We start from the raw sequence: 12,593 nt of genomic DNA, 5'->3' as shown, positions 1-12,593 counted from the left end.
CTCATGCGTTCAATCAATTCCATCCATGCTTTGAATTCCGTTGATTTCATTGTGCACACCTCTATATCTCAATGCACGTTGGACAAACAATTCAATAATTAATTGTTACATAGCCATTTTAATCTTTGTGCTGAGGAGTACCTGTTCTATCAACAGGGCCACATTCCAAGAGTTGTCTGGCGCTCTTGGTGCAGAGGAATGGTTTGGTATCTCGACAAGCATCCTTTCAGGGACGTCTGGAACGAAGAAATTCAAACAGATTCATTCTATGGCCTTTCATTGGCCATCATCCATGAGGGAGCGACATAACAATTAACTCAAGCTGATACTGCTTCGCTACACGGTATAATTCAAACGTTATCTCAGTTAGAAATCAACTTTGTATTATTTCACCATTTGCTTTGGATCGAGCTCACCCAATCAAAATTGGATTGAATAAAAATTAATTCTTGAAACTTTCAGGTCGAGATCGGTTTTAAGCTACTACCAATTAACTCATCCAAAATAACCGAACAATCATCCACACCGCTATGCCCATCGAAACAACAGCGAATCCCTGCTGTAATTTCGGCCCCGCAAGATAATCGGCAATCGCACGCCCTATCAACATGCCTGCCAATGCTCCGGCAGCAAAAGGCAGTGCAACAGGCCAATTCATCCCTCCCAGAAAAGTTGCCGACGCAACGCCGATACCTGAGATAAGCGCAATGACGGCCAGCGATGTGGCCAATATGGATTGCATCGGAAGATTGGTTGCTCTTTTCAACGCCGGAACAACCACGAATCCACCACCGACACCCAGCAGCCCTGATATAAATCCGGTTGCAATGCCTGAATAGCCCAGCGCACGAACGCACGGCCAGCCCCAAATTAAACGGCCTCGTTCGTATTCCAAACGGCAGGGAATTGCAGCAGAGTCAAATTGCAAATCTGACGCATTCCTTTCCTCAGCCATCGGCTGCGTGCTGTGTCGCAACATATTGACAGCAACATAAAACAAAACCAATGCAAATAATACCGTCAAAGGTGCATTCGGCAGCTTCTGCGCCAGCCATATCCCGGCGGGCGCCACCAATATTCCGGTGACCGCAATAAATCCTGCCGCCCGGTAACGCACTTTTCCCTGCCGCAGCGCAATAAGTGCGCCAATGGTTGATGACAGGCACACTGCGAGCAAAGCGACCGGAGCGGATTCGGCAACCGTGAAATGCAATCCGAAGATGAGCAAGGGCACTGCGATGATCGTTCCACCCGCGCCGGTCAGCGCAAGCACAGCGCCAGCACAGGCGCCAAGCAGTATGCTGATTAGCAATATCTCCACACTAGCTCAGCGTGACTTGCGAGGATGAGCAAGCCATTCCTTGCCTTTTAACATGCCATTCCAGTAAATCCATGGAAAAACAGTCTGCTTGAAAAACCAGTAGAGCTTACTCGGTGCGGTTGGATTAAATGGGAAGGTGGGCAATAGCTTTCCGCCAAAACCAAATTCAGCCAGGATTACCTTGCCATTTTCCACAGTCAGCGGACATGCGCCATAACCGTCGTAAAAAGCGGCAAATTCCCGATCTTCTTTTTCCGCCAGAAGATTCTCGGCCACGACAACAATTTGTTTTCGGGCAGCGGCTGCAGTTTTTGCATTGGGCGAAGAGCATGCATCTCCCAGTGAAAATATATTCGAATAATCGGTATGTTGCAGTGTTTTCTCATTTACCTTGCAAAATCCGCTGGCGTCCGCCAAAGGGCTATCGCGCAGAAAGTCCGGCGCCATTTGCGGCGGCGTCACATGCAATAAATCGAAGGGTTTTGCTTCGCGTACTATCGTGCCATCAGCATCCTTAATTTCAAAGTAGGCGATTTTTTGCGCTCCGTCCACTTTGACCAGGTTTGAATTAAATGCCAATTTTGCATGGTAGCGCTTGACATACTCCATCAAGGGCGGCACAAAATCAGCCACGCCAAACAACACGGCGCCCGCTGTATCAAACTCAACGTCTATGCTATCCAAACAGTCTGTCTGCAGCCAATGATCACACGAAAGATACATGGCTTTTTGTGGTGCACCGGCGCATTTGATGGGCATGGGTGGCTGGGTAAAAATCGCCTTCCCGGATTTAAGTTCCCGCACCAATTCCCAAGTATAAGACGCCAAATCATAACGGTAATTTGATGTGACACCATTTTTACCCAGTGTTTCTTCCAATCCCTCAACCTTTTCCCATGCTGTCCGGATACCGGGGCAAACAATTAACTGCCGGTAGCCAATTACTCGACCATCATCCAGACGCACTTTGTTGCTTTCCGGATCAAATACAGATGCGGCCGCCTGGATCCACTCTGCGTTTCTGGGAATCACATCTGCCATCGGTTTCACTGTTTCGGCAATGTCGTATGTACCCCCCCCTACCAGCGTCCAGGCAGGTTGGTAATAATGTTCGCTGCTGGGTTCGATGATTGCAATACGCAACATTGGTCGCCGTTTGAGTAGGCTGGCAGTGACTCCGATGCCAGCTGAACCGCCACCAATAACGACCACATCGAAAGCATTCCCCCAATTACAGGCGTCGACGACTGAATCCTGTACCTTCACGTCATTACTGGCGCTTTGTCGAGCCATCTCATGCAAAGCAGTCGCGCGTCTGCCAGAGTTACAAAACGCCAGAACCGGTTTAGGTAACTCAGCCATCAGTTTCTGAAAAGCTTCAACACGCTCGGTAGGAACCGAGCCCATTTTGACAGGCAAATAAGCGAAGGCGATGCCTAACGTTTTGGCCACTGCTTCCAGCTCTTCACTATGGGGCTGATTCTCGCCGCCTTCATAGTCCGGGCGATTACAAATGATCGACTTGTAACCAGCTGCAGCTAGTTCATTGATGTCATCAATGCTGATTTGACCGCTCACCGAAAACGTGTGATCCAGTTTAATAATGTCAATGGGCATGCCTATTCTCCTTTATTAGCCTGTAATTTGATAGCGTGGCTACGACTTCTGTTTATATAGAATCCTTCACAATAAAGATCTATAAGCACTGCAACTAATCTTTAGTCTCTCACGCGGAATGCTTCTTGCAGTAGAGGTTGAATAACGTCTCCATGACTTGAATAGCCTCCAGGCTTGCTAAGCTATAGTAAATATACTTGCCTCTTCGTTCTGTCGAAACCAGATTTTCTTCTCGCAGTACGGTTAATTGCTGCGATAAGGTGGGTTGATGAATACCCAATAATGCTTCCAGTTCACCCACATTCCGTGTTCCTTGGCTAAGTTCGCATAAAATGAGCAATCGATCTTCATTGGCGAGAATTTTCAGCAATGCACACGCATCCGCAGCTGATGTATGCAACGCTGTCATACTGTTTAAAGCTGATTGTGTCTTCATGTTTTATCATATTTTAGAGTAATTATTCGAGGCCTCGAAATTCAACAATGATCACAAGGATATTAATCCTAATTTATTTTATAGGAATTGTCAGTAAACTTATTGATGTTTCTGCTGAATGGCTTCGAAAACCCCCATCCCCAATAACATTGCCGTGAGAAAAATGATAGCCTCCAGGCTACCGGATCCAACCAGAACTAGCGCTGGCCCAGGGCAAATTCCAGCGATCCCCCAGCCGATCCCGAACACAATCCCGCCTAATATCAACCGAACGTCAATTTTGGTAACGCTTGGTATCTGTATCGCCCCTCCTAAGTAGCTTTTCTTCCGCTTCTTTGCAATGGTGAAAGCTATAGAACCAACAGCCACCGCAGCAGCCATCACCCATGCCAATGAGGGGTCCCAGCGACCGGTTACATCAAGAAAAGCTAATACGATTGCTGGATTAACCATACCGGACAAAATAATCCCTAATCCGAACACAATTCCAGACACCCACGCCATCAAACCAACCATTTGATATCCTCCATTACGCACAGCTACTTAAACTAATTAGCAAACACATGTCTTACCCAATAAACCGTCATCATGGCCGTCACTATAAATAGAGCGGTTGCAACCAAGGAGCGAGGAGAACCTCGCGATAACCCACAAACACCATGACCGCTCGTGCATCCAGACCCCAGTCTTGTGCCGAAACCAACCAATAAGCCAGCTAATATCAACATCATATGACTGGTTTCAATTTGTATCTCCGGCAGAGCGAAAAAAAACTTCCAAATGGTGACTGATAAAACCAGTCCTAAAATAAATGCGACACGCCAACTAACATCCCCCCTTTGCAAGCGGAATAAACCGCCTATAATTCCGGATATGCCGGCAACACGTCCATTAAACAGTAATAACAAAGTCACCGCAAAACCTATAGCAAGTCCTCCTGCTATTGCATGCCATGGTAATAAGTCCGGATAATTCATGTGCACCTCCTATAGTGAGAAAATAATATCATCATTTCCATTATTATGATATATATATAAACATAATAATATATCTGTACATTTTCAACAGCAATCCAACCTCAGAAACAACTCGGAGAATAATATGAAACCCACTATAGAAGCATTCTTTGATACGGTAACACAGACCATCAGTTATGTTATTTTTGATGAAGCCGGAGGCTACTGCGCCATTATTGATCCCGTACTGGATTACGACCCCAAAGCCAGCAAAACCTTTACTCATATAGCCGACAAAATAATTGCATTTATTCAAGATCACCGTCTTTCGGTGCAGTGGATTTTAGAAACACATGCGCATGCGGATCATTTATCGTCAGCCGATTATCTCAGAAATCAGCTAGGTGGAAAAATTGGCATTGGTCAGAATATTCCCGCAGTTCAGAAAACATTCAAAAAGATTTTTAACTTTGGCGATGAGTTCATACCCGACGGCCATCATTTCGACCATCTGTTTGCTGACGGCGAATCGTTTCAGATCGGAAAAATTACGGCCAAAACCATTGCAGTATCAGGCCACACACCCGCTGATATTGCATATCAAATCAACGATGTGATCTTTGTGGGTGATACGCTTTTTATGCCCGATGTTGGCACTGCTCGCGCAGATTTTCCCGGAGGCGACGCACGCCATCTGTTTAAATCTATTCAGAAAATACTGGCATTCCCACCGGAAACCCGCCTATTTATGTGCCACGACTACCCTCCCACCAATCGCCCGACAGAGTGGGAGTGTACGGTTGCTGAACAACGCGCGCATAACATTCATGTCCACGATGGAATTACTGAAGATGAATTTGTAAAGATGCGCAATGCACGTGATGCAACGCTAGGGATGCCTAATTTGCTGCTTCCATCAATACAGACAAACATCAGAAGTGGGAAATTACCGCCAGTGGAATCTAATGGTGTTTCCTATTTTAAAATACCGATTAACTTAATTTGATGCGTGACATTAAGATCTACATCTTACCTGAAGAAAACCATCTCTTTATCCCAACCGGAAGCCACCGGTTGTTAAGAATGTTTTCGTAGTAACGTAGTAATCGATATGTAAGGAAGAGGCAAGTGAGGCAAACAGTTTAGGCCTAATGATGAGCAGGCGGAGCTTGTTTCTAATGCTCATAGTTTTTCAATACCCTGTTAAACCTGCAATGTGATGAAATTGCCATGTTGTTGATCGAATTTTACCGCAATAAAGCGTGTGCCCACAGAAATTCCATGACTCTCGTGTCGTTTATGCGTTACCTCGGCTACCGCCTGGAAATTCGGCGCGTCGATTTTTATAACATCTTTGAAATCCAGTATCACATCAGTCAAAAATCGTATGCCTGCAGGTGATAAATCTTGAAAAACACCTTGCATCGGACGACCCGGCCAAAACAAGTAAAAAACCAATTCACCCTTCACTGGAATGCGCATCATAGTGCGGCGTGTTGACTCCATATTTTTATGATTCAATAGAAGCAGAGGGCTTGCACATTCCAAACAATTTTCACTTTGGTAAAAGCCTGTTTGCGGCACATAAGGCGTTTTGCAGAAAAAACAATAATGCGTAATCATCGCCCGATATGGCTTGACAGAGTACTCTGCTGCGTCTAATTCGGAGATCAGGCTAGGCAGATGAGTCTTCCTATTTGCTGTTTCTTTGGCAGCACGAAGTAAATTGCTCATTAAAAGGGCGTCATACTGCATACGCGCCGCCGGATCAGATAAAATTCGATAAGCTTCATCAAGTAATGCTTTATCTTGAAGAGAATCTTTTTTTAATATCTGATAACTCGCCTTAATCGTCGTAATTGGTGCATCAGGTTGAACCTCAAGGATCCGATAATAATTACGGTGATTCAAACTATCCGTACGTTCACTATACTTTTGCTCTGTATCAAACTTGACACTGGGTCCTAATGCGCCCTGACTAAGAATTTTAATATGATATCGATCTAATAACTCTTGATCATATACATCCCGTTTGAGCGGATCCCCTAGCGTACTATAAGCAAGATTAAGTAAATTTACATTCCAGTCCGGACTGGCCAATTCAGGATGCGTCACAAGTTTTTGCATCAACACCCAATAACTTTCCTTAACAACCGCCATCGGTGCATCAGGCTGAATGTGAAGAATTCGATAGAAATTTCGCCGCTCGATCATGATTACTGAGAATTTTAGCACCTTATTAACCGATTTATCAGCGTCGTTGGTAGCAAATAAAATTTGCAAAAAATAACTCGCGTCAATAACCGTTATCTATATAGTTCTCATGATAAATTAACTTAATCAGATAAGGTTCAACTGAATACTGCAATGGCCAGTCTCCTGATAGTTAATATCGAAATCAATAATACTTTAATCCTAACTTTAGATTACGCTTGCATTTTATCAGCACATCTATATAATGAGAATAATTCTCATTATCATCTTTATATTAATTATGAACACTCACCTACCAACTCAATCGATGACAAAAAATCCGCATCAACCGGAACTAACAAGCTTAAATGCACTGATAGACAGCAACTCCTTATTTAAAAATGGTGATGTTGTATTTATATTGCATAAAGGTGAACAATACACATTACGACGCACACGAAACGGCAAGTTAATCCTGAACAAATAGTGGATTGTGAGCACAAATCATGTATATTAATAGATGTAGTTATTAGCGATTCGCATACAAAAATCATTCTGAACTGTGATGAAGGTAAACGGATGTGCAACATGGGCTTATAACAGGAATTCCTCTTTAATAACAATTTCTTGCCACATAATATAATGTCAAGCAACAAACAATTTGACCGTAACTGAGCTATATCTTTTCAAATGAATTCAGCCCACATAAAAATATTTGTCTTAGGAGCTAAAAATGAAAGGTAACGTAGATATTATTCGCTGGCTAAATCAGCAGTTACAACATGAATTAACAGCCATTAACCAATATTTTCTGCATGCTCGCATGTACAAGAATTGGGGATTTGAGAGCCTCGGAAAACACGAATTTGAAGAATCCTGCGAAGAGATGAAGCACGCTGATCTTTTGATTGAAAGAATTTTGTTTCTGGAAGGTTTACCCAACCTACAAGATCTAGGAAAATTAATGATTGGTGAGACTGCTGAAGAATGTATCGCTTGTGATCTAAAACTTGAACTAACATCGCGGGTAACTCTGCTAGCTGCAATAGAGGCCTGTGAATCAACCCAGGACTTTGCATCACGAGAAATCTTTGAACAAATTCTTGAAGATACCGAAGAGCATATTGATTGGCTGGAAACTCAGCTCGGGGTCATGCAAAAGGTCGGCATCCATAACTGGCTACAAAGTCAGATATAGCGTTCTCAATACTGCTGGAGTTCCTCTTCCTTCTCCAGCAGTGCATTTAGCCAGCCAGCCTATTCTTTTATGGTCAGCCAGCCATCTTTTTACTTGCTGAAAATTTGAAGGAGATTGTATTATGAAATTTCTCAAGAAGCAGGCTGCCATGACCACACCTTGCACTATTTCTCATTATCATTACTCCACTTCGGCATATACAGAGATTTCTCTATCGTATAGGAAAATTTTACAAAAATTTGTAAAACTTGCTCGCCTACTGAAGCAAAATTTGATACATCACAAACAAAAATTGATCAAAGAACATTCAGTTGCGACGAGAGATTCTCGCATTATCGATTGGGCGCCTTTGATCAAAGCATCTTCCTTAATAGAAATTAGTGACGACACAAATTATCGTAACCCAGCCGACAGATACTATGATAATCCATTAACTGGAAAAACCATTCTATGTGTGGGCGGAAGAATCAAACTTTATCCAGAATATAATCAGATAGTAAAAAAATTCGGCGGTACATTTATAACATTTCATGGTGATTCAAATGATACGCTGGATAATTTATTTCTACTTATGGAAAAGACAGCTGATATGATTATTTGTCCAGTCGATTGTATCAATCATGGAGCATTCCAGACTGTCAAATATTACTGCAGATCTTCCGGAAAACCATGTGTTCTCCTAGATCGCTCAGCAATTAATAGTTTTAGAATGGGCATTCGCATGTTAACCAAAATGATGGCTAAGAAAATCGGCCATTAATCCAAGTTTGTTATCTTGAATAGTTTGAATGCAAGCAGTGAAATTGGAATCTACTGTAGATTCCAATTGAAGGCAAGATCGGACAAAAAAAGCGCTCTGACTGCGAGCATTTTTAAGTATCATTTCGACCAGAAATAAGTGTTAATTTTAACATTCCCAGTCGAGACGATCAGCAGAAAATATGGTTCTATCTATCAGATATTTACGCATACCTCAGGGTCAGCTAAATTAACCAATTCTTGGTTTAGGTTTATACTATTACTAGTATGGTTTCAGGATTATTCTTAGATCTCCGTTTTTGCCGGAGGTGGTTTATCCTGGACATTTGTACTGGATAAAATAATCTCGTTAGCCTGTATGTAAGAAGAGGGAGATAAGGTCAAGTCTCCCAGTCCTCACGCGCATTGAAGATTCAGTAAGGTTTTGATAGTAGCTCTTAGATAAAGTCGTTGTTGCCAATGAAATCAAGACTACAAAGAACAGTTCCAACAAGAATTGTGTCTCCAGCACCTCTAGCCGCAGCAAGATCGATGAGCACATCAGCGCTTGCTGGCTCGACAATAACCCAACGTCCTCAGAGGTAAGCTCAAAGCTGCTAAGGTCGATGACATCATTACCCAAATCGATGAAGTCCAGAATGATGGCTTATTGTGAATTGCTGGTCACGATGAAGGTATCGTTACTCGCGCCCCCTGTAGCTGGTTGCGATGGATGCGGTAATGGTATCAGCTCCGGCGCCGCCATTGATCGTATCCAGGCCTCGCTGGAGCCACTGACAAGAAAAGTACCATTGCCGTTATCGCCGAAGAGCGAATCGCCTCCATTTGATCCCCTGATGGAATCGGCGCCTTCACCGCCAACGTAACGTATTGGCCTAGTTGTTGCCAGTGATGGTGATGGTGATGGTGATGGTGATGGTGTCGTTGCCGAAGCCGCCGTCTATCCTAACATCGGTCAGCGTAGTGCCTGAGAAGTTCAGTGTATTGTTTCCGCCGTCGCCTGCTACCGTCACGATAGTGCCAATGTCGAATTAAGCTTAAGCACGGAGACGGTGCGATATACTCACCATTAACCATATTATATAAATTACGAAAAAACTCTAAATGATGCGTTTTATTTTATTGTTATTTTTTTGTATCACCGGTGTGGCGAATGTGAATGGCAGCACACCTGCAGAGGTGCCGGATACCATGGATGATCGGGTTAAAGCTTGCACCATCTGTCATAGCGCTGAAGACAAAGTAGGACGTGATGCTTATTACCCTCGCATAGCGGGTAAACCGCAGGGGTATCTTTTTAATCAGATGCGCAATTTTAGGGACGGTCGACGCTATTATCCGCCAATGGCCATTCTGTTAGAAAATATGTCAGATGAATACCTATTGGAAATAGCACAGTACTTTTCATCTTTGCAATTACCCTACCCTGACCCTGAACAGATTCAGATGCAACCCGAGGAAATCAAACTGGCGGAGCACCTGATTTATTCGGGATATCCAGAGCGGGATATCCCGGCATGCAGTGCCTGTCATGGAGATGTTTTGATGGGCGTGGAACCTGCTATTCCAGGCTTGATCGGATTGCCTCGTGCTTATATCACGGCACAGCTGGGCGGGTGGCGCAACGGGGGCATCATGCGAGGTGGAAAGCCTGATTGCATGTCTGAAATTGCTAAGCAGTTGACCGAAAGCGAGGTCAATGCAGTTGCAAAATGGTTGGCGAATCAATCCGTTTCTGGGAAACCAAGTTCATTTGATGTGCTTTCATCTGAGTTGGTGGATCGCTGTAGCCAAACTATCCTGGAAAACGGAGGTGCAGAATGAGGCATTCAGTCATAACAACCCGTGTAATCTGGTGGAAAAATACCATCTTGCTGCAAGTGTGCGTGAGATCACTGGCATTTCTTGTGCTAACGATGTCTGCGCAAGTTATGGCGGGTGAGCCAGAGCGTTCTGACGAAGTGGATTATGGCGCTTATCTGACCCGCATCGGTAATTGCATGGGATGCCATACGGCTAAGGGTGGTCAGCCGTTTGCGGGTGGGCGCCGATTGTCTACCTCATTTGGTGTTTTCGTTACCTCCAATCTTACCCCTGACAAAGAAACGGGGATTGGCCGTTGGACGCAACAGGATTTCTGGCAAGCGCTGCATCAGGGCAAGTCGCGTGATGGACGGCTTCTATATCCAGCTTTTCCCTATACCGAATATACCAAAGTGACGCGCCAGGACGCCGATGCCATTTTTGCTTATCTGCAATCGCTGCCACCTGTTTCGCAATCCAATCCACCGCACGATATTTTCTTTCCCTATAACTCTAAATCACTGCTCGCGGTTTGGCGCACACTGTATTTTAAAGAAGGCGTTTATGAATCGGATCAATCCAAAAGCGAAGCATGGAATCGTGGTGCTTATCTGGTGCAGGGGTTGGGTCATTGTACCGCCTGCCATACCACCCGTAATATGCTGGGGGCGAGTCAAGATGAAGCATTGATGGGTGGACAAATAATGGGCATGAATTGGTATGCACCTTCTCTATCCTCGCACTTGGAAGCAGGCAGTGGTGATTGGGAGATCGATGAAATCGTTGCTTTGTTGACGACAGGCGTAACAAAGCGTGCTGTAACCTCAGGCCCAATGGCGACCGTTGTCAGACAAAGCCTGCAATATTTATCGCAAGAGGATGCTCTCGCGATGGCCGTCTATCTAAAATCACTGACAGAAAATGAGACGGGTAGATTGCCTGGTGTCAAGTTCTCGGTGATGTCGGGTAGTTTGCGGAAACATTTGGATCTGGGCGGGCAACTTTATCAAGAATATTGTCAAGCATGTCATGGTACTGACGGCAAGGGTGTCCCAGGTATTTATCCTGCGTTGGCCGGCAATCGGAGTGTGATAATGGATTCGCCGCTGAATGTTATTCGCAGCGTACTGAACGGCGGCTATCCACCCACAACGGCAGGCAATCCCCGGCCTTATGGAATGCCGCCATTCCAACAGATATTACGTAATGAAGAAGTGGCGCTGGTGGTGTCGTATATCCGAAATGCCTGGGGAAATCGTGCCAGCTTGGTGAGAGCGCTGGACGTTGATCGCAGTAAAGGCGGGGATGATTAATAGGCGGGATAGTGCTCACGTTGCCATATACCCATGATCTATATACATCCCTTGTTATTTATCAACAAACGTCCTTAATAAGAAAGAGCGCAAGATATCACTATAACTATCAGAAAGTGAGATAAAAAATGAGTGCAAAACAAGACGTACAACATTTACTAAACTTTATCGATGAAAGCCCGACCCCTTGGCATGCCGTTGCTTCGATTGAAGCTGCAATCCAGGCTTTTCAGTTTGTTAAGCTGAATGAGACGGTCAAATGGCAGTTACAGGTAGGTGGCCGATATTATGTGGTGCGCGATGACTCTTCGATCGTGCTGTTTGTGCTGGGGCATAAAACACCGGCTGAGTCGGGTTTCAAAATTGTGGGTGCGCATACGGACTCGCCGGGATTCCGCATCAGACCGAATGCCGCAACCGCGAACAATGGCATGGCCAGGATTGGTGTTGAAATTTACGGCGGCCCGATCCTTGCAACATTTACCGACCGTGACTTAAGTTTAGCCGGGCGGGTTAGTTATATTGATAGTAACAGAAATCTCTCGCACAAATTAGTACGCTTCGATCAATCATTAGTGCGCCTACCGAATCTTGCGATTCACTTGAACCGAGGTGTCAATGAAGACGGATTGAAGCTGCATAAGCAAAATGAATTATTTCTATTGTTCGCACAACTGACTGCGGATCAACTGCCACCGCAGCCTTATTTTGTCGCATTATTGGCGCAGGCGGCAGGAATAGAGGCTGCACAGCTATTATCCTGGGATCTGGCCGTTTACGATACGCAAAAAGGCGCCTTCTGGGGTGCAAACCAGGAATTTTATGCCAATAGTCAGATTGATAACCTGGCATCTTGCCATGCCGGATTGCAAGCCATACTGGACGATGCTGTTATAAACACTGCTGAAAGTACGCTGGTCTGCGCCTTCTTCGATCATGAAGAAATTGGCAGCAAAAGCCATATCGGAGCTGCCGGTAATTTTTTAACCGATGTGTT

The 12,593-nt window shown here is 44.6% G+C and carries 15 protein-coding genes; 7 read left to right on the top strand and 8 right to left on the bottom strand.

What is annotated here, in order from left to right; genetic code table 11:
- Positions 1-490 precede the first annotated feature (490 nt).
- From Q0C11_RS13160 to Q0C11_RS13140, 5 genes are all read right to left on the bottom strand, one after another.
- Positions 491-1,321: a sulfite exporter TauE/SafE family protein gene (locus tag Q0C11_RS13160; protein ID WP_293008715.1), complete on the bottom strand. Its 831-nt coding sequence runs from the start codon at positions 1,319-1,321 to the stop codon at positions 491-493.
- Positions 1,322-1,327: 6 nt separating this feature from the next.
- Positions 1,328-2,938 carry a bifunctional protein tyrosine phosphatase family protein/NAD(P)/FAD-dependent oxidoreductase gene (locus tag Q0C11_RS13155; protein WP_293008713.1) on the bottom strand — a complete coding sequence of 537 codons (1,611 nt, stop codon included), beginning with the start codon at positions 2,936-2,938 and terminating at the stop codon, positions 1,328-1,330.
- 109 nt (positions 2,939-3,047) lie between these two features.
- Complete coding sequence (locus Q0C11_RS13150; RefSeq protein WP_293008711.1) at positions 3,048-3,374, bottom strand: helix-turn-helix transcriptional regulator; 327 nt, start codon at positions 3,372-3,374, stop codon at positions 3,048-3,050.
- A 99-nt stretch (positions 3,375-3,473) separates the two neighbouring features.
- Positions 3,474-3,890: a DUF6691 family protein gene (locus Q0C11_RS13145; protein WP_293008709.1), complete on the bottom strand. Its 417-nt coding sequence runs from the start codon at positions 3,888-3,890 to the stop codon at positions 3,474-3,476.
- Positions 3,891-3,922: 32 nt separating this feature from the next.
- On the bottom strand, positions 3,923-4,351 hold the full coding sequence (locus Q0C11_RS13140) for a YeeE/YedE family protein (protein WP_293008707.1): 429 nt from the start codon (positions 4,349-4,351) through the stop codon (positions 3,923-3,925).
- A 124-nt stretch (positions 4,352-4,475) separates the two neighbouring features.
- Here Q0C11_RS13140 and Q0C11_RS13135 point away from each other — a divergent pair, with 124 nt between their 5' ends.
- Positions 4,476-5,336 (top strand): MBL fold metallo-hydrolase, encoded by an 861-nt coding sequence (locus tag Q0C11_RS13135; protein ID WP_293008705.1) that lies wholly within the window; start codon positions 4,476-4,478, stop codon positions 5,334-5,336.
- Between the two features lie 197 nt (positions 5,337-5,533).
- On the opposite strand, the gene Q0C11_RS13130 is transcribed toward Q0C11_RS13135, so the two are convergent.
- Positions 5,534-6,613, bottom strand: a complete 1,080-nt coding sequence (locus Q0C11_RS13130) for a molecular chaperone DnaJ (protein ID WP_293008703.1) — start codon at positions 6,611-6,613, stop codon at positions 5,534-5,536.
- 238 nt (positions 6,614-6,851) lie between these two features.
- Here Q0C11_RS13130 and hemP point away from each other — a divergent pair, with 238 nt between their 5' ends.
- The 3 genes from hemP to Q0C11_RS13115 all read left to right on the top strand — a co-directional run bounded on the left by hemP (position 6,852) and on the right by Q0C11_RS13115 (position 8,481).
- Entirely contained in the window at positions 6,852-7,010 is a 159-nt protein-coding gene (gene hemP, locus Q0C11_RS13125; protein WP_293008701.1) for a hemin uptake protein HemP, read from the top strand.
- A 246-nt stretch (positions 7,011-7,256) separates the two neighbouring features.
- Positions 7,257-7,721: a bacterioferritin gene (gene bfr, locus Q0C11_RS13120; RefSeq protein WP_293008699.1), complete on the top strand. Its 465-nt coding sequence runs from the start codon at positions 7,257-7,259 to the stop codon at positions 7,719-7,721.
- A gap of 121 nt (positions 7,722-7,842) precedes the next feature.
- Positions 7,843-8,481 (top strand): DUF2325 domain-containing protein, encoded by a 639-nt coding sequence (locus Q0C11_RS13115; protein ID WP_293008698.1) that lies wholly within the window; start codon positions 7,843-7,845, stop codon positions 8,479-8,481.
- A 645-nt stretch (positions 8,482-9,126) separates the two neighbouring features.
- On the opposite strand, the gene Q0C11_RS14730 is transcribed toward Q0C11_RS13115, so the two are convergent.
- Together Q0C11_RS14730 and Q0C11_RS13105 are read right to left on the bottom strand one after the other, a co-directional pair.
- A complete protein-coding gene (locus tag Q0C11_RS14730) occupies positions 9,127-9,318 on the bottom strand; it encodes a hypothetical protein (protein WP_367273762.1) in 192 nt (63 codons plus the stop codon).
- Positions 9,319-9,355: 37 nt separating this feature from the next.
- Positions 9,356-9,493, bottom strand: coding sequence for a hypothetical protein (locus Q0C11_RS13105; RefSeq protein ID WP_293008694.1), 138 nt, complete (start codon positions 9,491-9,493; stop codon positions 9,356-9,358).
- A 91-nt stretch (positions 9,494-9,584) separates the two neighbouring features.
- Between Q0C11_RS13105 and Q0C11_RS13100 the strand changes: the two genes are divergently transcribed.
- From Q0C11_RS13100 to Q0C11_RS13090, 3 genes are all read left to right on the top strand, one after another.
- Complete coding sequence (locus Q0C11_RS13100) at positions 9,585-10,304, top strand: cytochrome c4 (RefSeq protein WP_293008692.1); 720 nt, start codon at positions 9,585-9,587, stop codon at positions 10,302-10,304.
- On the top strand, positions 10,301-11,596 hold the full coding sequence (locus Q0C11_RS13095) for a cytochrome c (protein ID WP_293008690.1): 1,296 nt from the start codon (positions 10,301-10,303) through the stop codon (positions 11,594-11,596). The genes Q0C11_RS13100 and Q0C11_RS13095 overlap by 4 nt, the downstream gene beginning before the upstream one ends.
- A 128-nt stretch (positions 11,597-11,724) precedes the next feature.
- Positions 11,725-12,593, top strand: an 869-nt coding sequence (locus Q0C11_RS13090; RefSeq protein WP_293008688.1) for a M18 family aminopeptidase, incomplete at its 3' end; no start/stop codon positions are given.

It is taken from the genome of Nitrosomonas sp. (genome assembly GCF_022842015.1).
Classification (GTDB): domain Bacteria; phylum Pseudomonadota; class Gammaproteobacteria; order Burkholderiales; family Nitrosomonadaceae; genus Nitrosomonas.
The sequence above is the reverse complement of the archived record's forward strand: the minus strand, read 5'-3'. Positions and strand labels throughout refer to the sequence as shown.

Coding starts and splice junctions, on each gene's coding strand:
- Q0C11_RS13155 (WP_293008713.1), bottom strand. CDS start 2,938: ATGCCCATTGACATTATTAAACTGGATCACACGTTTTCGGTGAGCGGT.
- Q0C11_RS13150 (WP_293008711.1), bottom strand. CDS start 3,374: ATGAAGACACAATCAGCTTTAAACAGTATGACAGCGTTGCATACATCA.
- Q0C11_RS13145 (WP_293008709.1), bottom strand. CDS start 3,890: ATGGTTGGTTTGATGGCGTGGGTGTCTGGAATTGTGTTCGGATTAGGG.
- Q0C11_RS13140 (WP_293008707.1), bottom strand. CDS start 4,351: ATGAATTATCCGGACTTATTACCATGGCATGCAATAGCAGGAGGACTT.
- Q0C11_RS13135 (WP_293008705.1), top strand. CDS start 4,476: ATGAAACCCACTATAGAAGCATTCTTTGATACGGTAACACAGACCATC.
- hemP (WP_293008701.1), top strand. CDS start 6,852: ATGACAAAAAATCCGCATCAACCGGAACTAACAAGCTTAAATGCACTG.
- bfr (WP_293008699.1), top strand. CDS start 7,257: ATGAAAGGTAACGTAGATATTATTCGCTGGCTAAATCAGCAGTTACAA.
- Q0C11_RS13115 (WP_293008698.1), top strand. CDS start 7,843: ATGAAATTTCTCAAGAAGCAGGCTGCCATGACCACACCTTGCACTATT.
- Q0C11_RS13100 (WP_293008692.1), top strand. CDS start 9,585: ATGATGCGTTTTATTTTATTGTTATTTTTTTGTATCACCGGTGTGGCG.
- Q0C11_RS13095 (WP_293008690.1), top strand. CDS start 10,301: ATGAGGCATTCAGTCATAACAACCCGTGTAATCTGGTGGAAAAATACC.